The organism is Pseudomonas sp. ChxA (assembly GCF_030263855.1).
Taxonomy (GTDB): Bacteria; Pseudomonadota; Gammaproteobacteria; order Pseudomonadales; family Pseudomonadaceae; genus Aquipseudomonas; species Aquipseudomonas fluorescens_CB.
Map to the genome: position 1 here is coordinate 5648719 of NZ_JARPMK010000001.1, position 22076 is coordinate 5670794.

At 60.9% G+C, this 22076-nt stretch carries 17 protein-coding genes and 1 pseudogene; 7 read left to right on the plus strand and 11 right to left on the minus strand.

The annotated features are described in order from the left end of the window. The first annotated feature begins 61 nt into the window (after positions 1 to 61). From P5706_RS25495 to P5706_RS25525, 7 genes are all read left to right on the plus strand, one after another. A complete protein-coding gene (locus tag P5706_RS25495) occupies positions 62 to 1210 on the plus strand; it encodes an efflux RND transporter periplasmic adaptor subunit (RefSeq protein ID WP_200433481.1) in 1149 nt (382 codons plus the stop codon). 3 nt (positions 1211 to 1213) lie between these two features. After that, a complete protein-coding gene (locus P5706_RS25500) occupies positions 1214 to 4375 on the plus strand; it encodes an efflux RND transporter permease subunit (protein WP_200433480.1) in 3162 nt (1053 codons plus the stop codon). Continuing rightward, positions 4372 to 5829 (plus strand): AdeC/AdeK/OprM family multidrug efflux complex outer membrane factor, encoded by a 1458-nt coding sequence (gene adeC / locus P5706_RS25505; RefSeq protein WP_200433479.1) that lies wholly within the window; start codon positions 4372 to 4374, stop codon positions 5827 to 5829. The genes P5706_RS25500 and adeC overlap by 4 nt, the downstream gene beginning before the upstream one ends. A 187-nt stretch (positions 5830 to 6016) precedes the next feature. Further along, on the plus strand, positions 6017 to 7267 hold the full coding sequence (locus tag P5706_RS25510; RefSeq protein WP_200433478.1) for an OprD family porin: 1251 nt from the start codon (positions 6017 to 6019) through the stop codon (positions 7265 to 7267). Positions 7268 to 7442: 175 nt separating this feature from the next. Then, positions 7443 to 8927 carry a M91 family zinc metallopeptidase gene (locus P5706_RS25515; protein ID WP_285682591.1) on the plus strand — a complete coding sequence of 495 codons (1485 nt, stop codon included), beginning with the start codon at positions 7443 to 7445 and terminating at the stop codon, positions 8925 to 8927. A gap of 154 nt (positions 8928 to 9081) precedes the next feature. Continuing rightward, positions 9082 to 9966: a polysaccharide deacetylase family protein gene (locus P5706_RS25520; protein ID WP_200433476.1), complete on the plus strand. Its 885-nt coding sequence runs from the start codon at positions 9082 to 9084 to the stop codon at positions 9964 to 9966. Between the two features lie 110 nt (positions 9967 to 10076). After that, on the plus strand, positions 10077 to 11672 hold the full coding sequence (locus P5706_RS25525; protein ID WP_285682594.1) for a M91 family zinc metallopeptidase: 1596 nt from the start codon (positions 10077 to 10079) through the stop codon (positions 11670 to 11672). 27 nt (positions 11673 to 11699) lie between these two features. Here P5706_RS25525 and pcaC read toward each other — a convergent pair whose 3' ends face one another. The 11 genes and pseudogenes from pcaC to P5706_RS25580 all read right to left on the minus strand — a co-directional run. Further along, a complete protein-coding gene (pcaC, locus tag P5706_RS25530) occupies positions 11700 to 12098 on the minus strand; it encodes a 4-carboxymuconolactone decarboxylase (RefSeq protein WP_017137238.1) in 399 nt (132 codons plus the stop codon). A gap of 246 nt (positions 12099 to 12344) precedes the next feature. Beyond that, positions 12345 to 13136, minus strand: coding sequence for a 3-oxoadipate enol-lactonase (gene pcaD, locus P5706_RS25535; RefSeq protein ID WP_200433474.1), 792 nt, complete (start codon positions 13134 to 13136; stop codon positions 12345 to 12347). 10 nt (positions 13137 to 13146) lie between these two features. Further along, a complete protein-coding gene (locus tag P5706_RS25540) occupies positions 13147 to 14511 on the minus strand; it encodes a 3-carboxy-cis,cis-muconate cycloisomerase (protein ID WP_200433473.1) in 1365 nt (454 codons plus the stop codon). A gap of 9 nt (positions 14512 to 14520) precedes the next feature. Further along, positions 14521 to 15816, minus strand: coding sequence for an MFS family transporter (locus tag P5706_RS25545; RefSeq protein ID WP_056857458.1), 1296 nt, complete (start codon positions 15814 to 15816; stop codon positions 14521 to 14523). 189 nt (positions 15817 to 16005) lie between these two features. Continuing rightward, complete coding sequence (pcaG, locus tag P5706_RS25550; protein WP_285682598.1) at positions 16006 to 16572, minus strand: protocatechuate 3,4-dioxygenase subunit alpha; 567 nt, start codon at positions 16570 to 16572, stop codon at positions 16006 to 16008. A 1-nt stretch (position 16573) separates the two neighbouring features. Continuing rightward, the gene (pcaH, locus tag P5706_RS25555) at positions 16574 to 17278 is read right to left on the minus strand and encodes a protocatechuate 3,4-dioxygenase subunit beta (protein ID WP_017137233.1); all 705 of its coding nucleotides are present in this window, start codon (positions 17276 to 17278) and stop codon (positions 16574 to 16576) included. Positions 17279 to 17295: 17 nt separating this feature from the next. Then, complete coding sequence (gene pcaF / locus P5706_RS25560; RefSeq protein WP_285682830.1) at positions 17296 to 18498, minus strand: 3-oxoadipyl-CoA thiolase; 1203 nt, start codon at positions 18496 to 18498, stop codon at positions 17296 to 17298. Beyond that, complete coding sequence (locus tag P5706_RS25565; RefSeq protein ID WP_058421725.1) at positions 18495 to 19274, minus strand: CoA-transferase subunit beta; 780 nt, start codon at positions 19272 to 19274, stop codon at positions 18495 to 18497. Before P5706_RS25565 ends, pcaF begins: the two co-directional genes overlap by 4 nt. Beyond that, positions 19274 to 20131, minus strand: a complete 858-nt coding sequence (locus tag P5706_RS25570) for a CoA transferase subunit A (RefSeq protein ID WP_285682603.1) — start codon at positions 20129 to 20131, stop codon at positions 19274 to 19276. Before P5706_RS25570 ends, P5706_RS25565 begins: the two co-directional genes overlap by 1 nt. Positions 20132 to 20427: 296 nt before the next feature. Further along, on the minus strand, positions 20428 to 21768 hold the full coding sequence (pcaK, locus tag P5706_RS25575; protein ID WP_285682604.1) for a 4-hydroxybenzoate transporter PcaK: 1341 nt from the start codon (positions 21766 to 21768) through the stop codon (positions 20428 to 20430). A 144-nt stretch (positions 21769 to 21912) separates the two neighbouring features. Further along, positions 21913 to 22008 (minus strand): annotated as a pseudogene (locus P5706_RS25580) (IclR family transcriptional regulator); the annotation flags it as partial. Positions 22009 to 22076: the final 68 nt, after the last annotated feature.

The window sequence follows — 22076 nt, forward strand, 5'->3', positions numbered from 1 at the left end:
CTTGTTTTTTACCCTTCCACACTTCTTGTGCGCATTTTGCGCGCCTGACCCGAGGATCTTCATGCAACTTAAGCCAGCTGTTACCGCTCTGGTCACTGCCGTCGCCCTGGCATCGCTGCTCAGCGGATGTAAAAAGGAAGAAGCGGCTCCGCCCGCTCAAACCCCTCAGGTCGGCGTGGTCACTATTCAACCGCAAGCCTTTACCCTGACATCCGAGCTGCCAGGCCGCACCACCGCCTACCGCATCGCGGAAGTTCGTCCCCAGGTGAACGGCATCATTCTCAAGCGCCTGTTCAAGGAAGGCGGCGATGTGAAGGAAGGGCAACAGCTCTACCAGATCGACCCGTCGGTGTATGACGCCACCCTCAAAAGCGCACAAGCGAGCCTGACCCAGACCAAGTCGATCACCGACCGCTATAAGCAACTTGTCGATGAGCAAGCCGTCAGCCGTCAGGAATACGACACCGCCGTGGCCAACCGCATGACCGCCGAAGCCGACGTGCAAACCGCCCAGATCAACGTGCGCTACACCAAAGTGCTCGCGCCGATCTCTGGGCGTATTGGCCGTTCTTCGGTCACCGAAGGCGCGCTGGTCAGCAATGGCCAGGCCGACGCCATGGCCGTGATCCAGCAACTGGACCCGATCTACGTCGACGTCACCCAGTCTTCGGCAGAAATGCTGAAACTGCGCCGCGACCTGGAAAGCGGCCAGCTGGAAAAGGCCGGCGACAACGCCGCCAAGGTCAAGCTGACCCTGGAAGACGGCAGCGCCTACGCCCAGGACGGCAAGCTGGAGTTCTCCGAAGTGTCGGTTGACCAGACCACGGGCTCCGTCACCTTGCGCGCCGTATTCCCGAACCCTGACCACACCCTGCTGCCGGGCATGTTCGTACACGCCCAGCTGCAAGCCGGTGTGAACAGCAAGGCCATCCTGGCACCTCAGCAAGGCGTGACCCGTGACCTCAAGGGCATCCCGACAGCGCTGATCGTGAACAAGGACAACAAGGTCGAGCAGCGTCAACTGGTTGCCAACCGCACCGCCGGCGCCTACTGGCTGGTGGAAAAAGGTCTGGACGCCGGTGACCGCGTGATCACTGAAGGCCTGCAGTTCATCAAGCCGGGCATCGAAGTCAAGGTTAAGGACGCTGACAACGCCAAACCCGCCGGCACTGCCGCAGCACCTGCTGCCGATGCTGGTAAAGGGGAGTAATCCATGTCGAAATTTTTTATCGACCGTCCCATTTTCGCCTGGGTAATTGCCCTGGTGATCATGCTGGTCGGGGCACTGTCGATCCTGAAGTTGCCCATCAACCAATACCCGGCCATCGCGCCGACCGCCATCGACATCCAGGTGACCTACCCAGGCGCGTCCGCACAAACCGTGCAGGACACCGTGGTGCAGGTAATCGAGCAACAGCTCAACGGTATCGACAATCTGCGTTATGTCGCCTCGGACAGTAACTCCGACGGCAGCATGACCATCACCGCGACGTTCAACCAGGGTACCAACCCGGACATCGCCCAGGTTCAGGTGCAGAACAAGCTGAACCTGGCGACCCCACTGCTGCCGCAAGAAGTGCAGCAGCAGGGTATTCGCGTGACCAAGTCGGTGAAGAACTTCCTGATGGTGATTGGTCTGGTGTCCGAAGACGGCAGCATGACCAAGGACGACCTGTCCAACTACATCGTGTCCAACATCCAGGACCCGATTTCCCGTACGGCGGGTGTCGGTGACTTCCAGGTGTTCGGTTCGCAGTACGCCATGCGTATCTGGCTGGACCCGGCCAAGCTGAACAACTACCAGCTCACGCCGGTGGATGTCAGCAGCGCAATCGCGGCACAGAACGTCCAGGTGGCCACCGGCCAATTGGGCGGCCTGCCTGCCCTGCCCGGCACCCAACTGAACGCCACCATCATCGGCAAGACGCGTCTGCAATCGGCTGACGAGTTCGGCAAGATCCTGATGAAGGTCAACACTGACGGCTCGCAGGTTCGCCTGCGTGACGTTGCGCGTATCGAACTGGGCGGCCAGAACTACAGCATCAGTGCACAGTTCAACGGCAAGCCGGCCTCCGGTATGGCGATCAAGCTGGCGGCCGGTGCCAACGCACTCGACACCGGCAAGGCCATCCGTGCCACCGTGGCATCCCTGGAACCGTTCTTCCCGCCTGGCATGAAAGCCGTGGTGCCTTACGACACCACCCCGGTGGTGACCGAATCGATCTCCGGTGTGGTTGACACCCTGGTCGAAGCGATCGTGCTGGTGTTCCTGGTAATGTTCCTGTTCCTGCAGAACTTCCGCGCCACCATCATCACCACCATGACCGTACCGGTGGTATTGCTGGGTACCTTCGGGATCCTGGCGGCGTTCGGCTTTACCATCAACACCCTGACCATGTTCGGCATGATTCTGGCCATCGGCTTGCTGGTGGACGATGCCATCGTGGTGGTAGAGAACGTTGAACGGGTAATGGCCGAGGAGCATCTGTCGCCGAAAGAAGCGACGATCAAGTCCATGGGCCAGATCCAGGGCGCCCTGGTGGGTATTGCCCTGGTACTGTCGGCGGTATTGCTGCCGATGGCGTTCTTCGGCGGTTCCACCGGCGTGATCTACCGGCAGTTCTCCATCACCATTGTGTCGGCGATGGCCTTGTCGGTACTGGTTGCGTTGATCTTCACCCCGGCCTTGTGCGCCACCATGCTCAAGGCCATTGACCCTGAGAAGCACGGCCAACCCAAGCGCGGTTTCTTTGGCTGGTTCAACCGCACCTTCGACAGCGGCGTACTCAAGTACGAGCGCGGCGTGGGCGCGATGATCAAGCACAAGATCCCGGCATTCCTGGTGTACGCGCTGATCCTGGCCGGCATGATCTGGATGTTCACCCGTATTCCAAGCGCGTTCCTGCCTGAGGAAGACCAGGGTGTGATCTTTGCCCAGGTGCAGACGCCAGTGGGTTCTTCGGCTGAACGCACGCAAAAAGTCATCGACGACATGCGCGCCTTCCTGCTGCATGACAAAGAAGGCGAGCCGGGCGAAGGCAAGGCCGTGAAATCGGTATTTACCGTAAACGGCTTCAACTTCGCCGGTCGTGGCCAGAGCTCGGGCCTTGCGTTCGTGATGCTCAAGCCATGGGGCGAGCGTGATGCGTCCATGTCGGTGTTCGAGGTGGCCAAGCGTGCCCAGGGTTACTTCTTTGGGGCCTTCAAGGACGCCATGGTATTTGCCATCGTGCCGCCTTCGGTTCTCGAGTTGGGTAACGCCACCGGTTTCGACGTGTTCCTGCAAGACCAGGGTGGCGTAGGCCACGACAAGCTGATGGCAGCGCGTAACCAGTTCCTCGGTGCGGCAGCGCAAAGCAAGGTGCTGGCAGGCGTGCGCCCTAACGGCGTGAACGATGAACCGCAGTACGAGCTGACCGTCGACGACGAGAAAGCCAGTGCCCAGGGCATCAGCCTGTCGGATATCCAGCAGACCCTGGCGATTGCCTTGGGTGGCAGCTACGTCAACGACTTCATCGACCGTGGCCGTGTGAAGAAGGTGTATGTGCAGGGCGACGCCGCCAGCCGCATGTCCCCGGAAGACCTGAACAAGTGGTACGTGCGCAGCAACGACGGGAAGATGGTGCCGCTGTCGGCGATCTCGTCGGGCAAGTGGATCTTCGGTTCGCCGAAGCTCTCGCGCTACAACGGTGTAGCGGCGATGGAAATCCTCGGTACCCCGGCACCTGGCTACAGTACCGGTGACGCGATGGCGGAAGTCGAGCGCATTGCCAAAGACTTGCCGGCCGGTGTGGGTTACTCGTGGACCGGCCTGTCGTATGAAGAACGTCTGTCCGGCTCCCAGGCTCCTGCGTTGTACGCCTTGTCGCTGCTGGTGGTGTTCCTCTGCCTGGCTGCTCTGTACGAAAGCTGGTCGATCCCGATCGCGGTGATCCTCGTGGTGCCATTGGGTGTGATCGGTGCACTGATCGCCACCAGCCTGCGCGGTTTGTCCAACGACGTGTTCTTCCAGGTGGGCTTGCTGGTGACGGTGGGTCTGGCGGCGAAAAACGCCATCCTTATCGTGGAATTCGCCAAAGAGCTGCATGAACAGGGCAAAGGCATTGTCGAGGCGGCTATCGAAGCGTCCCGCATGCGTCTGCGCCCGATCATCATGACGTCCATGGCGTTCATGCTCGGCGTATTGCCACTGGCGATTTCCACCGGCGCAGGTTCGGGCAGCCAGCATGCGATCGGTACCGGCGTAATTGGCGGTATGATCACGGCCACTGTGTTGGCGATCTTCTGGGTGCCACTGTTCTACGCAACCGTGTCCTCAGCTGGCGAACGCAAAAAGAAAGACACTACTGAAACTCCTAAAGAGGCTGGCCAATGAGCAAGTCGCTACTTTCCCTAGCCGTCACGGCATTCGTGCTCAGTGGCTGCTCGCTGATCCCTGACTACCAGCGCCCCGAAGCGCCGGTAGCGGCTCAGTTCCCGCAGGGGCCGGCGTATTCGTCGGCCCAGGCGCCGGGCCAGGCCGCTGCCGAGCAAGGCTGGAAGCAGTTTTTCCATGACCCTGCCCTGCAACAGCTGATCCAGACCGCGTTGGTCAACAACCGTGACCTGCGTGTCGCGGCCTTGAACATCGATGCCTATGCGGCGCAGTACCAGATCCAGCGTGCTGACCTGTTCCCGGCGGTTTCGGCCACCGGCAGCGGCAGCCGTTCGCGTACCCCGGCCAAGTTGTCGCAAACCGGCGAAGCCGGTATCACCAGCCAGTACTCGGCCGGCCTGGGTATCAGCTCGTATGAGCTGGACCTGTTCGGTCGCGTGCGCAGCCTGAGTGAAGAAGCCCTGCAAAAGTACTTCGCTACTGAAGAAGCACGGCGCAGCACCCAAATCAGCCTGGTGGCCAGCGTGGCGAATGCCTACCTGACCTGGCAGGCCGACAAGGAACTGCTCAAGCTGACCCAAGACACCCTCGGCGCGTTTGAGCAGAGCTTCAAACTGACCTCGCGCAGCAACGAAGTCGGCGTGGCTTCGGCCCTCGACCTCAGCCAGGCGCGCACCTCGGTGGAAAACGCCCGTGTTCAATTGGCGCGCTATACGCGCCAAGTGGCCCAGGACGAAAACAGCCTGACCCTGCTGCTGGGCACCGGCCTGCCGGCGAATATCACCAGCAAGCCGCTGGCGGATGACCTGCTCAGCGAAGTGCCGGCCGGGTTGCCATCCGACCTGCTGCAACGTCGTCCCGACATTGTGCAGGCCGAGTACAACCTCAAAGCCGCCAACGCCAACATCGGCGCGGCCCGTGCTGCGTTCTTCCCGAGCATCAGCCTGACCGCCAGCGCCGGTACCGCCAGCCCAACCTTGGGCGGCCTGTTCAAAGGCGGTTCGGGCACCTGGTCGTTTGCTCCGCAGATCAATATTCCGATCTTCAACGCCGGTAGCCTGCGCGCAAGCCTGGACTACTCGAAGATCCAGAAAGAGATCAACGTGGCCAACTACGAGAAGGCTATTCAGACCGGCTTCCAGGAAGTTTCCGACGGCCTCGCCGCCCGTGAGACCTACAAGCAGCAGCTGGATGCCCAACGTGGCTTCGTCGCGGCCAACCAGGATTACTACCGCCTGGCTGAGCGTCGCTACCGCATTGGTGTCGACAGCAACCTGACCTTCCTCGACGCCCAGCGCCAACTGTTCAGTGCCCAGCAATCGCTGATCACCGACCGCCTGGCGCAGCTCAACAGCGAGGTCAACCTGTACAAGGCCCTCGGCGGTGGCTGGAACGAGCAGACCGCGAAGAACGAGCCGTTGAAAGAAGAAGCACCGGCGCTGAAGTTGTTCTGATGCAATTGTAAAAACTAGCGCCGCAGTAAACAAAAACCGCTTCCCTCATGGGAAGCGGTTTTTTTATGCCCGCCAACTTGCGTTCGATCATCGCCCACAACCCGCCCTACCCTACTTTCATCGCCCCCGCACCGCCCCGCACCATGGCCCGCACCTGCATAAACCCAATAACAACAGGTCCAACACCATGAGCACGTTCCGCCCGCGCCAGCTATTGCTGGCAACCGCTGTCGCCAGCCTTGCCCTGCCCGTCGTCGCCGAAGAACACGGCTTTCTCGAAGACGCCAGCGCCAACCTCAACCTGCGCAACTTCTTCTTCAATCGCAATTACACCAACCCGACCAAAAGCCAGGGCGGCGCACAGGAGTGGACGCAAAGTTTCATCCTCGACGCCAAGTCGGGCTTCACCCAAGGTACGGTGGGTTTCGGTTTGGATGTATTGGGCATGTACTCACAAAAGCTCGATGGCGGGCGCGGCACCGGCGGCACCCAGTTGCTGCCGCTGGACCGCGACGGCCGCCCGGCGGATAACTTCGGGCGTCTTGGGGTCGCGTTCAAGGCGCGGATTTCCAAGACCGAAGTCAAGGTCGGCGAGTGGATGCCGGTGCTACCGATTTTGCGTTCGGACGACGGCCGCTCCCTGCCGCAAACCTTGCGTGGCGGGCAGATCACTTCCAGGGAAATCGACGGCCTGACCCTCTACGGCGGCCAGTTCCGCGCCAACAGTCCGCGCGACGACAGCAGCATGACCGACATGTCGATGTTCGGTAAAACTGCCTTCACCTCCGACCGTTTCAACTTCCAGGGCGGTGAATACGCCTTCAACGACAAACGCACCCAGATCGGTGTGTGGAATGCCCAACTCAAAGACATTTACAGCCAGCAATACATCAATCTGATCCATAGCCAGCCCATAGGCGACTGGACCCTGGGCGCCAACCTCGGGTTCTTCTACGGCAAGGACGACGGCAGCGCCCGCGCAGGCGAGCTGGACAACAAGACCTGGTCCGGCCTGTTCTCCGCCCGTTACGGCGGCAACACCTTCTACGTCGGCCTGCAAAAACTCACCGGCAACAGTGCCTGGATGCGCGTCAACGGCACCAGCGGCGGCACCCTGGCCAACGACAGTTATAACTCCAGCTACGACAACGCCCAGGAAAAATCCTGGCAAGTGCGCCACGACTACAACTTCGCCGCCCTCGGCATACCTGGCCTGACCCTGATGAACCGTTATATCAGCGGTAGCAACGTGCACACCGGCACCGTTACCGACGGCAAGGAATGGGGGCGCGAGAGCGAAGTAGGCTACACGGTGCAGAGTGGCACTTTCAGGGACTTGAACGTACGCTGGCGCAATTCCACGATGCGCCGGGACTACAGCAACAATGAGTTTGATGAGAACCGCTTGATCGTCAGCTATCCGATCAGCCTCTTGTAAGCCGCCAGGCCGCCCCCGCTGCAGCCGCGCGTCTTGATTGATCGCGGCTGTTTTGTAGCAAATTGTCTTACTTAGAGCAGGAACGTTTCCTTCCCATTACTCGACTGAAGGCGTGCAGTTGTGCGGCAAATGCCGACTCAAAAAACCACGCTATCCGACACGAGGTTAACCGCCCATGAACGCAGTCACGTCACATCACCACCCCTTCATGGCGCCATCCCAACTGCCACTCAGCAATAGTCAGCCCCAACCGCCTTCAGGCCCGCCACCCACTCGAACCAAAACACAGATGCTGGTGGATGACGGCTACCTGCGTGTCAGCCAGATGCTGATCGAGGGGCTCAAAAAACCCGGGCGCCCAGAGATACTGGAGAACATTTTGATCATCGAAACCGGCGATCAATCGGACCGGATTCACATCAGCCAACGTCCTGACGGCCAGTTGTACGCGCGGATAAACGGTCGCGACTACGCCTTCAGTACCTTCGACGGCCGTTCAAACGCCCCAACCTTCCTCCATATCAAAAGCGCGGCGGGTGACGATCGAATTACGCTCGACCCCAATGTCACTGTGCGAGTGAAGGTCGAAGCCGGCGATGGCGACGACACCGTGCAGGCTGGAGGCGGTCACACCAGCATCTATGGTGGGCGCGGCAACGACCATATTTGCCTTGGCAGCGGCACAGGCTATGCGGAGGGCAATGAGGGCGACGATACGATTGCCGGCGGCACTGGCCACGCCGCCCTGTACGGCAATAATGGCAACGACCGTTTGTACGCAGGCAGCGGGCCGGCGAGCAAACACAGTCACCTGGATGGCGGTGCCGGCGACGACCACCTGTACGCGGGCAATGGGCACACGGTGCTCAATGGCGGCCAGGGTAACGACCTGATGGTCGGCTACGACCAGACCACTGCTTACACAGGGCCAGGTCGCGACACGGTGTGGGCTAACACCCTCAAAGCGCGTCTCTACGCTAAAACGACAGACCACCTGAAAGGCACCCAAGGCTCGACAGTCACCCACATGACACCCAACGAAGCGGGCCGACAAGCGTTCAGAATCCATGGATCACCGGACTTCATCCAGCGGGTCGAAGACGATCTGGCGCTGCTTCGCGCTTCGCCCCAAGGGCAAAAAATGCTGGAAGCGCTGGATAAGGCCGCGGTTCAAAACGGCGCCCCTGTCCACATTAGGCAATCTAACAGCACCAATAACCTCTACGATTTCTGGAGTACTGAGCTGCAAAGAATGGCCGATGCCCATGAGCATCCCGAGAGCCCGAATGACCCGAAGATGGGTTACATCAAGGACGGTGTGCCTGGCGCCCGCGCGGACGACGCTACGATTTTCTATAACCCGACGCATATCCACGGCAGCAGTATGCCGTTGATCCAGCTCTACCATGAGATGGCGCACGCATGGAACGGTGCCAACGGCACGTTCCTGGCCGGTGAGAGTGCTCCGACCAGCGCTCACCCTGAGCGCCCCGGCCCACCCAATGACGAACTGCAAGCCGTGGGCCTGCCAAGCAGCGCGGTGCCCTACGACTTCGATAACGACCCCTCCACCCCGCCAACCTCTACCAACCCAGCCCCTTTTACCGAAAACACCCTGAACGAAGAAATGGGTAAACCACTGCGCACGAGCTATACCTGACGCCTGAAAGCGGGCTGGCGCAGCAGCCCGCCGTCCCAAGACACCCGGCAATATTTCCCGGTGATCACCGATGCGCTCATGCTGTATGGTGCATGCGCCCTTCAGTCGATACAGGGATTTCATCGACGCCACCCCTCTCTTGACCCTGGCCGCCATGAAATACCTTGTTATCGCGTTGTCTATCCTGCTCAGCGGCTGCATCAGCGCCCCCATCGCCATGACCCCGCAGACCGCGCAGCGCCTGCAAACCCAGGCGCCGATACGCTTCCTGTTGACCTTCGATGACGGCCCCAGCGCCTCGGGCTACAACAACCCCAGCCGCTCCGTGATTGCCGACCTTGCCCATAACCCGGTGCTGCCAGGCATCAAGGCGGTGTTCTTCCTGCAGACCGAAGCGTCCCGCTCCGGCGGCAGCCCGCGGGGTCGCAAGACCATGCAGCGCGAATACGCCGCCGGGCATGTGCTGGCGTTCCACACGGCCACCGCGTTTCACACCAACCACCGTTGGCTTAATGATGCCGAGCTGGAAAGCACCCTCACCGAAGGCGCAGCCGACATTGCGTCGATCACCGGCGCGCCTCCGACGTTAGTGCGCCCGCCGTTCTGGAACTATGACAGGCGCACCTTCGCCGCTTACCAGCGCCATGGCATGCAGGTGTTGCTGACTGACTTGAGTGCCAACGACGGTAAGATTTGGGGCTTCAATGGCAGCCCACGTCGGCGGGCGAATTTGTATCGGCAACTGTCGGTGGTGCGCGAGCGCATTGCCTTGGGCGAACTGCCCACCGTCGACGGCGTGATACCGGTGGTGGTGACCTTCCACGATATCAACCGTTACACCGCGCGGCATATGCAGGAGTACTTGCAGATCTTGATGGACAGCGCGCGGATCAACGGCATGAAGGTCGCTGACGAACCGTTCTACACCGACCACGCCACGCTGGAACGCGCAGCGTTGGCACGCACAGTCAAAGATATGCATGAAGTAGTGCATCTACCGGGGGTGTGGAATTGGGTGTGGGATGCGGACACGCATTAAGCGCTTTGCGAAGACCGGTTATGTTTGCTGATACTTGCGCTTGCCGGTCATGGGAACTCAAGTTCACGGCCCCAACACACACAGGGACGTCCTTAAAAAAAGAGAACCCCATGAACGTCACTTCGCCATCGCTTAATCAGCAACCGATTGCCCCCCCGGATGCAACGCCCCCAGTATCGCAAGCGCCCGTTGAGATCAGTCCCCGACGTTCCGATTACGTAGGGCCCGACAGGCCGGTTGATTTTCTATACTTATCCTCGCATTCCAAACTCGCTCCCGATCAGCATCCGCTGGACAGCACTCAAAAAAAATACATCAATACCGACGTATTGCGACACGACAAGCACGTGAAGATCTACCAGGAAATAGCCTACATAAGCGAAAATGGCCAGCCGATAGGCTCGTCCTCCAACGAACTTGTAATCGAGACAGGGAACCGTGCCGACAAGGTAACCATTAAAAAAGGCCCGGGTCATAGCCTGATCGCGACCATCAACAATAAGCCCTATCAACTGAACCTGCTGACGTCCCCTGACGGCAGTCAATCGCAACCTTTACGCATCAGGACCAACGGGGGCGATGATTGTGTTCTGATCGATCCTGACGTAAAAAACGCCATTCGCATCGACCTCGGCGCCGGCAATGATTATGCGCGTGCCGGCGCAGGAGACACTCGCCTCTATGGCGGTGCGGGAAACGACATGCTCAAGCTTGGGTCCGGCAACGGCATCGCATTCGGTAACGATGGCGATGACGTGTTGATCGCCGGCACCGGGAACGGTGTCCTAAAAGGCAACAATGGCAATGACCGTATGCAGGCCGGAAAAGGCTCGGCTGATCGTCGCCTGTTGATGGATGGCGGCGACGGGCACGACTTCATGATCGTCACGCGCAACGACACTCAAATCCCGACTGTCCTGCACGGCGGCAAAGGTGAAAACCTGATCGTCGCAAATGGCCCTGCCACAATTTACACCGGGCGCGACAAAAACATCGTCAGGTCTGATAACGACGATACCGTCATCTACGCCAAACCCTCGGACGAGGTTCATCGTACCCCGGGCTCCCAACGCGTTCACACGCAATACAGCGAGGTGGGCAAAAGTGGCTATGTGATTGAAGGCTCTGCCGAGTTCGTACAAAACGTAGAAGACGATATGGAGCTGCTAAGAATATCCCGGCAAGGCAAGAAAATGCTCGGTACTGCCGACGCTGCGGCTCAGCGAAATGATTCCCCGGTACGTATTACTGAATTGACGGAGGACAACGGCAGCTACTTCTTCAATAACGCCGACGTTCGCAACCACCTGAAAGCAGGTAACTCTATGGATACGCTGGCACCTGCGGCCCGAGGTTTCATCACACACCAACAAGCTGGCGCCGCCGCAACGGGTGCGCAGATACAATACAACCCATCGTATTCACCGAATGCAGACAGTGCGCCCATCAACGCCCTGTATCACGAAATGGCCCACGCCTATAATGGTGCCTCGGGAACGTTCCTCGAAGGCAGCACCGCCATACCGGAGAACCCCTTCGGTGAACCCAATGATGAACGGCAAGCCGTAGGACTTTTTACCTCTGCTCAGCCATTTAATTTTGAAGGTCACCCCACAACCGAACCGAGTACAACAAACCCCAAGCCGTTTTCCGAGAATGGGTTACGAGAGGAGATGCGTCGTCCGTTACGCACTACCTACACCTGACGGGTATTCAGCGAGGGTGTGGGATGATCAAACCGACTCGCGCGACTCCACACCCAGCTCATCCCATACCGACTCGGCGAGGTGAAACGTCGCATTCGCCGCCGGTATCCCGCAGTAGATCGCGCTCTGCATCAGCACTTCCTTGATCTCGGCGCGGGTCACACCGTTGCTGGCGGCGGCGCGCAGGTGCAGCTTCAACTCTTCACTGCGGTTCATGCCGATCAACATCGCGATGGTGATCAGGCTGCGGGTATGTCGAGGCAGGCCGGGGCGGGTCCAGATATCACCCCAGGCGTGGCGAGTGATCATTTCCTGAAACTCGCTGTTGAACTCGGTCAGGGCATTGAGGCTGCGGTCGACATGAGCATCGCCCAGCACTTCGCGGCGCACTTGCAGGCCATCGGCATAACGTTGTTTCTCGTCCACAAAAACTCCTTAAACATTTGATAGAAGCTCGAACACCTGTGGCGAGCAGGCTTGCCCTACGCTGGGGCGCGAAGCGGCCCCAAAACCTGGCGATGCGGTTCATCGGGAAGAAGGCGGTGGCTGTATCAGGGCCGCTTCGCCGCCCAAGCGCAGGGCAAGCCTGCTCGCCACAACAAGCCTGTCTGTCACAACAAGCCTGCTATACAGAACACGTCAGCTCTCCAGAACAAGCTCGCTGCCACAGGTTTAATCAGCCAACAGGAACGCCAGCACACGGTCGCTGAACGCCGCGCCAGCTTGTACGTTGGACAGATGCGCCGCGTAGAACTCGGCGTACTCGGCACCCTTGATCTGGTTCTGGATAAAGTGGCTGCCGGCCGGCGGCGTGACGGCATCTTCGGTGCCGGCAATCACCAGGGTCGGCACTTGGATTGTGGACAGTTGCTCGCGCAAATCCGCATCCCGTACGGCTGCGCAGTTGGCGGCGTAACCCTGGGGCGACGTGGCGGCGAGCATGTCGGTGATCTGCTGGGCCTGGTGCGGGTTGGCAGCGGCGAAATCGGCGGTAAACCAGCGCGCAATCGACGCATCGCGCAGCGCAACCATGGCCGCCGCACCATCACGCAAAACCATCTCGATTCGCGGGTTCCAGATCTCTGGCGTGCCGATCTTGGCGGCGGTGTTGCACACCACCAGGCGCAGCAGGCGATCACCCGCGTGGATACCCAGCCACTGGCCGATCAGGCCGCCCATGGACAGCCCGCAAAAATGCGCACGCTGAATATCCAACGCATCGAGCAACGCAATCACGTCGCGTCCCAACTGCTCGATACTGTACGGCCCCTCGGTGACCAGGGATTTGCCGTGCCCACGGGTATCGAAACGCAGCACGCGAAAGTGCTTGATGAAGGCCGGAATCTGCACGTCCCACATATGCAGGTCGGTGCCCAACGAGTTGGACAACACCAGCACCGGCGCGCCCTCAGGCCCGTCCAGCTGGTAATGCAATGGGCCTTCGGCCAGTTGTACAAATGCCACGGCGGTCTCCTTACGCGGTCAATGCAAAATGGTCGGTCACCGCACGGGTGACCCAGGTTTGAGCCTGGCCCAGGTAGTGGGCCGGATCGAGCAGGCGGTCCAGTTCGGCTGCCGACAGCTCGGCGGTGACCTGCGGTTCGTCTGCCAGCACTGCGCGCAGATGGCGCCGTTCGGCCACGGCGCGTTTGCAGCATTGTTCCAGCAGGTGGTGTGCGGTCTCGCGGCCCAAGCGTTGGGCGAGCACGATGCTCACGGCTTCGGCCAGCACCAGGCCTTGGGTCAGTTCAAGGTTGTGCGCCATACGCTCTGGGTCGACCTCCAAGCCTTGGCTCACCAGCAGCGCCTGTTTCAAGGCACCCGATACCAGCCGGCAAATCTCTGGCAAGGTTTCCCACTCGGCGTGCCACAGGCCCAGGCTGCGCTCGTGCTCCTGGGGCATGGCGCTGAACATCGTCGCCACCAGCCCCGGCACGCGGGTAGCAGCGCTGATCAACACGGCGGCGCCCACCGGGTTGCGCTTGTGCGGCATGGTCGATGAGCCGCCTTTGCCTGGCGCCGACGGTTCGAACACCTCCGCCGCTTCGGTCTGCATCAGCAGGCTGAGGTCGCGCCCCAGTTTGCCGAGGCTGCCAGCGATCAGGCCGAGCGCGCTCGCGAACTCGACCAGCCGATCACGTTGGGTGTGCCAGGGTTGCTCGGGCAAACCCAGTTGCAGCTCAGTTGCCAAGGCGTGCGCCACCGGCATGGCGTGCTCACCGAGTGCCGCCAAGGTGCCGGACGCGCCACCAAACTGCAGCACCAGCAAGCGCGGCTTCAGTTCGGCCAGGCGCTGGCGACTGCGCGTCACCGCGCCCAGCCAACCGGCAATTTTCATCCCCAGCGTGACCGGCGTCGCATGCTGCAGCCAGGTCCGCCCAGCCAAGGGTACGTCGGCATAACGCTGGGCCTGGGCAGCAAGCACCTCGCCCAATTGCGCCAGGTCCGCTTCGATCAGCGCCAACGCCTGGCGCAGTTGCAGCACCAGCCCGGTGTCCATCACATCCTGGCTGGTCGCGCCCAGGTGCACGTAACGCTCGGCGCCGGCATCTTCAGCGGCAATCAACTTGCCCAAGGCCTTCACCAGCGGAATCGCCGAATTCCCCGCCGTGGCTATCGCCGCACCGAGGGCATCCACATCGTAAAGTGAAGCCAGGCACGCCTGGGCAATCGGCGCGACAGCGGCTTGTGGTATCAGCCCGACCCGGGCCTCGGCCCGGGCCAGCGCCGCTTCGAAATCCAGCATGCCCTGCAAACGTCCCTGGTCGCAGAACACCTCGGCCATGCTGTCAGCGGTGAAGTAAGCGTCGAACAGTTGATTGCTCGTGCGCAGTGTCATAACTCATCCCTAGAGGTCGTGATGTAGATAAGCCGCCTGTTTGGGCAGACGCAGACTGAACAGGAAAGCGACCGCCATCATCGCGGTGACGTACCAGTAAAAGGTATTTTCCATGCCGATGGATTTCAGGCTCAACGCAACGACTTCGGCCGAACCCCCAAAAATCGCGTTCGCCACCGCATAGGCCAGGCCCACACCCAGTGCGCGCACCTGCGGCGGGAACATCTCGGCTTTGACCAGGCCGCTGATCGAGGTGTAGAAGCTGACGATCGCCAAGGCCAGGGTGATCAGCACAAAGGCCAGGAACGGACTGGTGACGGTTTTCAAGGTCAGCAGGATCGGCACGGTGAACAGCGTGCCCAGGCCTGCGAACCAGAGCATCGAATTACGTCGGCCGATCTTGTCCGCCAGCATGCCGAACAGCGGCTGCATGCACATGTACAGGAACAGCGCGCCAGTCATGATGTAGCTCGACGTCTTGGCGTGCATGCCCACGGTGTTCACCAGGTATTTCTGCATGTACGTGGTGAAGGTGTAGAAAATCAATGAGCCACCGGCGGTGTAGCCCAATACGGTAATGAAGGCTTTGCCGTGGTCGCGGAACAGCGCGACGATGCTGCCGGCGTCTTTGTCTTCACGCATTTCCTTGCTGGTGGTTTCTTTCAAGGTGCGACGCAGCAGCAGGGAGATCACCGCAGCAATGGCGCCGATCACGAACGGAATACGCCAGCCCCAGGCGCGCAGTTCTTCTTCAGTCAGGATCTGTTGCAGGATCACCACCACCAGCACTGCCAGCAATTGGCCGCCGATCAGGGTCACGTATTGGAATGACGCAAAAAAGCCGCGCTGGCCCTTGAGTGCCACTTCACTCATGTAGGTCGCCGTGGTGCCGTATTCGCCCCCCACCGACAGCCCTTGGAACAGGCGCGCCACCAGCAGCAAGGCCGGCGCCCAGGCGCCGATATCTTTGTAGGTGGGCAAAAAGGCGATGACCAGGGAACCGGCGCACATCATCAGCACCGAGATCATCATCGAATTTTTGCGCCCGTGCTTGTCGGCCACTCGGCCAAACAGCCAGCCGCCGATAGGTCGCATCAGGAACCCGGCGGCAAATACACCGGCGGTGTTGAGCAGTTGGACAGTGGGGTCGTCCGAGGGGAAAAACGCCGGGGCAAAATAGATCGCGCAGAAGGCATAGACGTAGAAGTCGAACCATTCGACCAGGTTGCCGGAGGAGGCCCCGACAATCGCAAAAATCCGTTTGCTGCGTTCTTCTCCGGTGTAGTGACTCGTTGTTGTTGTCATGTTTTTTTCACTCAGTGGGAACGGTTATAGCCTAGACATACTTTGCAACAACCATGTTCCGCAAGCAGACTTTTGGATAGGTGCAGCCTTGAGGGCGCCATCGCAGGCAAGCCAGCTCCCACCTTTGAACGTATTCACAGTTCAAAATGTGGGAGCCGGCTTGCCCGCGATGGCGCCCGCCAGCTCAACTCAATAGTCGAAGAACACCGTTTCCTGGTCTGTGCCCTGCAAAATCACATTCCACTGATGCACACCCTGCGCATCCGGTTTGGCCATCAGCGTAGCGCGACGCTCAGCAGGCACACAGGCCAGCAACGGGTCATCACCATTCAGCGCTTCACCGTCAAAATAAATCCGCGTCAGCAGGTGCTTGACCAAACCACGGGCAAATACCAACACCACCAGGTGCGGCGCCTGAGTCGTGCCTTGCAGGCCCGGCACACTGCCCGGCTTGATGGTGGTAAACCGAAAGCGGCCTTCGGCATCCACCGGCACCCGGCCAAACCCTTCAAAGTTGGGATCGACGGCCTTGGCCTGCTCGTCTTCGGGGTGGTCGTACTTGCCGGCGGCATTGGCTTGCCAGACTTCCAGCATGGCGTCGTTGACGACATCACCGTTGCCGTCCACCACCTGACCGCTGATTGCCACGCGCTCGCCCAAGGTGGCCGGCACGGTCAGGTCTTCGCGGTTCAGCCAGGTCAGGCCGATGTGGTAATACGGCCCGACGGTGTGGGACGTGGTCGCATTGAGGGTCATCTCATTTCTCCATCGGCGTGGCGTCGCGGCCGCGCAAAACGATGTCCCAGCGATAGCCGAGGGCATAGGACGGAATGGTTTTTTCCAGATCAAAACGCGCGATCAGGCGCTGCTTGGCGCTGGTGTCCGGCACGCAGTTGTAGATCGGGTCGTATTCCAGCAGCGGGTCGCCGGGGAAATACATCTGCGTGACCAGCCGCGTCAGCACGCTGGGGCCAAACAGCGAGAAGTGAATATGCGCCGGGCGCCACGCGTTGTGGTGGTTGCCCCACGGGTAGGCGCCGGGCTTGATGGTCTGGAACTGATACCAGCCGTCGGCGTCGGTGACGGTGCGGCCGGTGCCGGTAAAGTTCGGGTCCAGCGGCGCATCGTGCAGGTCGCGCTTGTGGTTGTAGCGACCGGCGGCGTTGGCCTGCCAGATCTCCACCAGAATACCCGGCACCGGCAGGCCGTTTTCATCCAGCACACGGCCGTGGATGATGATGCGTTCGCCCTGGGGCTCGCCTTCGTGCTGGGCGGTGAGGTCATTGTCCTTCTCGTTGATCCGCTCGGCGCCGATGGTCGGGCCGGTGATTTCCGACAAGGAGTGCGGCAGAAACACCAACGGCTGGGACGGCGAACGCAGGTTCGTCGATTGGTAGGCCGGGTGCAGGTAATCAGGTTGGGTGCCCGCTTGCGGGCGCCGGTAACCGGGCTTGTCACTCATGGAGCAATCCTCTCTTATTAGATGCGTTCAATCGCCAGGGCCAAGCCTTGGCCGACGCCCACACACATGGTCGCCAGGCCTTTGCGGCCGCCGGTTTTCTCCAACTGATGCAGTGCCGTCAGCACCAACCGCGCGCCGCTCATGCCCAACGGGTGGCCAAGGGCGATGGCGCCGCCGTTCGGATTGACCTGCGCGGCATCGTCGGCGATCCCCAGTTCACGCAGCACCGCCAGGCCTTGGCTGGCGAAGGCTTCGTTGAGTTCGATCACGTCAAAGTCGGTCACCGCCAAACCGAGGCGCTCCACCAGTTTGCGCACCGCCGGCACCGGGCCGATGCCCATCACTCGCGGCGCAACACCGGCGCTGGCCATGCCCAACACCCGGGCGCGGGCGGTAAGGCCGTGCTTTTTGACCGCTTCGGCAGACGCCAGAATCAGCGCCGCCGCACCGTCATTCACGCCCGACGCGTTGCCGGCGGTGACGGTTTTATCCGGGCCATTGACCGGCTTGAGTTTAGCCAATGCTTCCAGGCTGGTGTCGCGTGGATGCTCGTCGTGCTCCACCACGGTTTCGCCTTTTTTATGGGCGACGCGCACCGGCACGATTTCTTCAGCAAAGAACCCGGCGGCTTGCGCGGCGGCGGTGCGTTGCTGGCTGCGCAGGGCGAAGGCGTCCTGATCGGCGCGGGACACGTTGTAGTCGTCGGCGACGTTATCGGCAGTTTGCGGCATCGCATCCACGCCGTATTGGGCCTTCATCAACGGGTTGATAAAGCGCCAGCCGATGGTGGTGTCTTCCAGCTTCATGTTGCGCGAAAACGCAGCGTCAGCCTTGCCCATCACGAACGGCGCACGGGACATCGACTCGACACCACCGGCAATCGCCAGCTCCATTTCGCCGCTGGCGATGGCGCGAAAGGCCGTGCCGATCGCGTCCATGCCCGAGGCGCACAAGCGGTTGAGGGTCACGCCCGGAATACTTTCCGGCAAACCCGCCAACAGCAACGCCATACGCGCGACGTTGCGGTTGTCTTCGCCGGCCTGGTTGGCGCAGCCGAGGAATACTTCGTCGACCGCGCTCCAGTCCACCGACGGGTTGCGCTCGATCAGCGCCTTGATTGGCAGGGCTGCCAAGTCATCGGCGCGCACCGTGGACAAACCACCGCCAAAGCGGCCGATGGGCGTGCGGATGGCATCACAGATAAACACGTCACGCATCAGGCTTCTCCCGGTGCTTGGCCGTGGGCAGCAGCAGTGCGTGCTTCAAGATCACGCAGCGCGGTCAGCTCCACGTCGGTCGGCTCGGCGGTGGTGCTTACGTGGTCGGCAAAACGAATCGCCCAACCGGTGGCTGCCACCACTTGCTCGCGGGTTACGCCAGGGTGCAAGGCGGTGACCACGAACTCATGGCTGCCCTCCTCCGGCTCCATGATGCACAGGTCGGTAATAATCCCTACAGGGCCGGCGCCAGGCAGGCCCAGGCGCTTGCGTGAGTCACCGCCTTCGCCATGGCCAACCGAGGTGATGAAGTCCAGCTTGTCGACAAACGAACGCGCCGACTGCTTGAGGATGATCAACACGCTCTTGGCAGAACCGGCAATCTCCGGCGCGCCACCGGCACCCGGCAAGCGCACTTTGGGTTGGTGGTAGTCGCCCACCACGGTAGTGTTGATGTTGCCGAAACGGTCGACCTGAGCGGCGCCGAGAAAGCCGACGTCAATGCGCCCGCCTTGCAGCCAGTAGCGAAAAATCTCACCGGTAGGCACTACCGTGTCGGCGGTTTCTGCCAGTTCGCCGTCACCGATGGACAGCGGCAGCACTGATGGCTTGGCGCCAATCGGGCCGGACTCATAAATCAGCACCACGTCCGGCGACGAGGTCAGGCGTGCCAGGTTGGCGGCCTTGGAAGGCAAGCCGATGCCGACAAAGCACACCGAGCCGTTCTTGAGACGGCGCGCGGCGGCGACGGTCATCATTTCATTGGTCGAGTAAGCCATTACTTGGCCTCCTGCGCGTGGGCCAGCTTGGCCTGGAATTCACTGAAGTCAGCGGTGCCGTGGATGTATTCGTCGATCCACGCGATAAAGGTCCCACGGTCGCGGGCGATCGGGTCCCACGCCTGGTAGAAACGGTTGTCGCGCTCGTTGTAGCCGTGGGCGTAGGACGGGTGTGCGCCACCGGGTACGTGGCACACCGCGGTCAGGGCCCAGGTCGGCAATACGCAGCTGTTCATCGGCGCATTCAGGTCATCGACAATTTCTTCGACGGTGACGATGCAGCGCTTGGCCGCCAGGGCCGCTTCCTTCTGCACACCAAGAATGCCCCAGAGCAGTACGTTGCCTTTGCGGTCGGCCTTTTGTGCGTGGATTACGGTGATGTCCGGGCGCACCGACGGCACGGCCGCCAGCACTTCGCCGGTGAATGGGCAGGTCACGGTCTTGATCAGCGGGTTGACCTTGGGCAGGTCGGAGCCGGCGTAGGCGCGCAGCACCGCAAACGGCAGGCCCGAGGCACCAGCGACGTAGGCATTGGCCAGGTCGGCGTGGCTGTGTTCTTCGATCTCCAGCGGCTGCGGCCATTGTTTTTCAACGGCGTCGCGCAGGCGATGCAGGGAACCCACGCCAGGGTTACCGCCCCAAGAGAAAATCAACTTGCGCGCGCAGCCGGCACCGATCAACTGGTCGTAGATCAGGTCAGGCGTCATACGCACCAGCGTCAGGTCTTTCTTGCCCTGACGAATGATTTCATGACCCGCTGCCGTAGGGATCAGATGGGTGAAGCCTTCGAGGGCGACGGTATCGCCGTCGTTCACGAAGCGCTTGACCGCATCACGCAAGGTGAGAATTTCAGCCATGGGGTTGGGCTCCCGGTGTTGATCGAAAAAGGCGCTGAGGTGGCGCCGAAGTGCTTGAAGATTAAGCCGGGTAAATGACCCAAACAATCCGATAATCGACTCAGCGTTCGATTATCGAACGGATTGTTGTCTAGCTAATCGTTTACGAAAACTCGCTCAGTCTGAGGGCCTGGCTTATGTGGGAGCTGGCTTGCCTGCGATGCAGACACCTCGGTCTGTCAGGTAAACCGTGGTGATGCAATCGCAGGCAAGCCAGCTCCCACACAATTTAGTGCCCACTTAAATCGCGAGGGACCTCAAGTAGCGTCGGCATGGCTGACCATGCCCTTGATTACCACGGCGGCCGTGGCCAACGCCGCCGGAATCACCAGCGCCGTCAGCACCTGTTCGAAGTTCCAGCCCAGGCCCAGCAAGGTGGCGCCCATCCACGCGCCAAGGATCGCGCCAAAGCGGCCAATGCCAAGCATCCACGACACACCGGTGGCGCGGCCCTGGGTCGGGTAGAAGCGCGCGGCCAGGGATGGCATTGCCGATTGCGCGCCGTTGACGCACATCCCGGCGATCAGCACCAAGGTCGCCAACAGTGTGATATTGCCCAGGCTCTGCCCGACTGCGTAGGCAAACACCCCAGCCAGCAGGTAGAACGTGCCGATAACCTTGTGTGGGTTGAAGCGGTCCATCGCCCAGCCCACGCCGACCGCGCTCAGCACACCGCCGAACTGGAACAACGCGCCAATAAAGGCGGCCTGTTCCATGCTGGCGCCGCTGTCGCGCATCAGGGTCGGCAGCCAACTGGTCAGCAGGTAAACAATCACCAGGCCCATAAAGTAGGTGAGCCACAGCAGCAAGGTGCCGGCGCTGTAGGTGCCGGAGAAGATCACCGCGAACACGTTGCGGGCCTTGACGGTGTTTTGCTCGGGCACGCTGAAGCTGCTCGCCTGGGCAACGATCGTGGGTTCGATGGGTGACAAGGTTTTGCGCACCTTGTCGGTACCGCGATTGCGCACCACCAGGTAACGCGCCGATTCCGGCAGCCAGACCAGCAGCACCCATGCAAGAATCAACGGCAGGATGCCGCCGATCAACAGCAGGCTATGCCAGCCGAACGCAGGTATCAGCTTGGCCGAGATAAACCCGCCGCCGGCCATGCCCAGGTTGAAACCGCAGAACATGCTGGTCACCAGCAACGATTTGTGGCGCTCGGGGGTGTATTCGGACAGCAGCGTCGTGGCGTTCGGCATTCCCGCCCCCAGGCCCAGCCCGGTCAGGAAACGCAAGACCAGTAACTGGTCGACGTTGGTGCTGTAGGCCGAGGCCAGGCTGAACGCGCCAAACACCAACACCGCGCTCACCAGCACCACTTTGCGGCCGAAACGGTCCGCCAGCGGGCCGGAACCGAGTGCGCCAAAGACCATGCCGATCAACGCGGCGCTCATCACCGGGCCGAGGCTGGCGCGGTCGATGCCCCAGTCCTGGGACAGCGCCGGTGCGATAAAGCCCATGGCGGCGGTGTCGAGGCCGTCGAGGAAGACAATCAGGAAACACAAGATCACCACGCGCCACTGGTAGCGCGACAGTGGCTGGGCGTTGATAAAGGACTGCACGTCCAGGGTGGTACCGACAGAAGGCTGATTCATTATTTTTATTCCACACCGATGGCGGGCCAACGACCTGGGGTCGTCATTATTATTGGGCGGCTCTTCAGAGCGCTGCCGCACAGTAATAAGTCGGGGGAAACACCGTCAATTGATCAAGCCGGGATCTGTGCGGTCACCGAACACTTAGGCAAACAGTTGCGCACTCAGTTCGCGGCTGGCGCTGAGCATGCTCGGCAAAAACCGCTGCTCCAACTCGCTGCGGCTGACACGCCCGGCGTGTTATCGTCGAAACAAAAATGTATGGCCAGACTGTCTAGTGATGCTTGATATTGCTGGCTAAAGACCCA

Excerpts from the sequence above, each read along its gene's own strand:
- P5706_RS25495 (WP_200433481.1), top strand. The coding sequence starts at position 62 with ATGCAACTTAAGCCAGCTGTTACCGCTCTGGTCACTGCCGTCGCCCTG.
- P5706_RS25500 (WP_200433480.1), top strand. The coding sequence starts at position 1,214 with ATGTCGAAATTTTTTATCGACCGTCCCATTTTCGCCTGGGTAATTGCC.
- adeC (WP_200433479.1), top strand. The coding sequence starts at position 4,372 with ATGAGCAAGTCGCTACTTTCCCTAGCCGTCACGGCATTCGTGCTCAGT.
- P5706_RS25510 (WP_200433478.1), top strand. The coding sequence starts at position 6,017 with ATGAGCACGTTCCGCCCGCGCCAGCTATTGCTGGCAACCGCTGTCGCC.
- P5706_RS25515 (WP_285682591.1), top strand. The coding sequence starts at position 7,443 with ATGAACGCAGTCACGTCACATCACCACCCCTTCATGGCGCCATCCCAA.
- P5706_RS25520 (WP_200433476.1), top strand. The coding sequence starts at position 9,082 with ATGAAATACCTTGTTATCGCGTTGTCTATCCTGCTCAGCGGCTGCATC.
- P5706_RS25525 (WP_285682594.1), top strand. The coding sequence starts at position 10,077 with ATGAACGTCACTTCGCCATCGCTTAATCAGCAACCGATTGCCCCCCCG.
- P5706_RS25540 (WP_200433473.1), bottom strand. The coding sequence starts at position 14,511 with ATGACACTGCGCACGAGCAATCAACTGTTCGACGCTTACTTCACCGCT.
- P5706_RS25545 (WP_056857458.1), bottom strand. The coding sequence starts at position 15,816 with ATGACAACAACAACGAGTCACTACACCGGAGAAGAACGCAGCAAACGG.
- pcaG (WP_285682598.1), bottom strand. The coding sequence starts at position 16,572 with ATGACCCTCAATGCGACCACGTCCCACACCGTCGGGCCGTATTACCAC.
- pcaH (WP_017137233.1), bottom strand. The coding sequence starts at position 17,278 with ATGAGTGACAAGCCCGGTTACCGGCGCCCGCAAGCGGGCACCCAACCT.
- P5706_RS25565 (WP_058421725.1), bottom strand. The coding sequence starts at position 19,274 with ATGGCTTACTCGACCAATGAAATGATGACCGTCGCCGCCGCGCGCCGT.
- P5706_RS25570 (WP_285682603.1), bottom strand. The coding sequence starts at position 20,131 with ATGGCTGAAATTCTCACCTTGCGTGATGCGGTCAAGCGCTTCGTGAAC.
- pcaK (WP_285682604.1), bottom strand. The coding sequence starts at position 21,768 with ATGAATCAGCCTTCTGTCGGTACCACCCTGGACGTGCAGTCCTTTATC.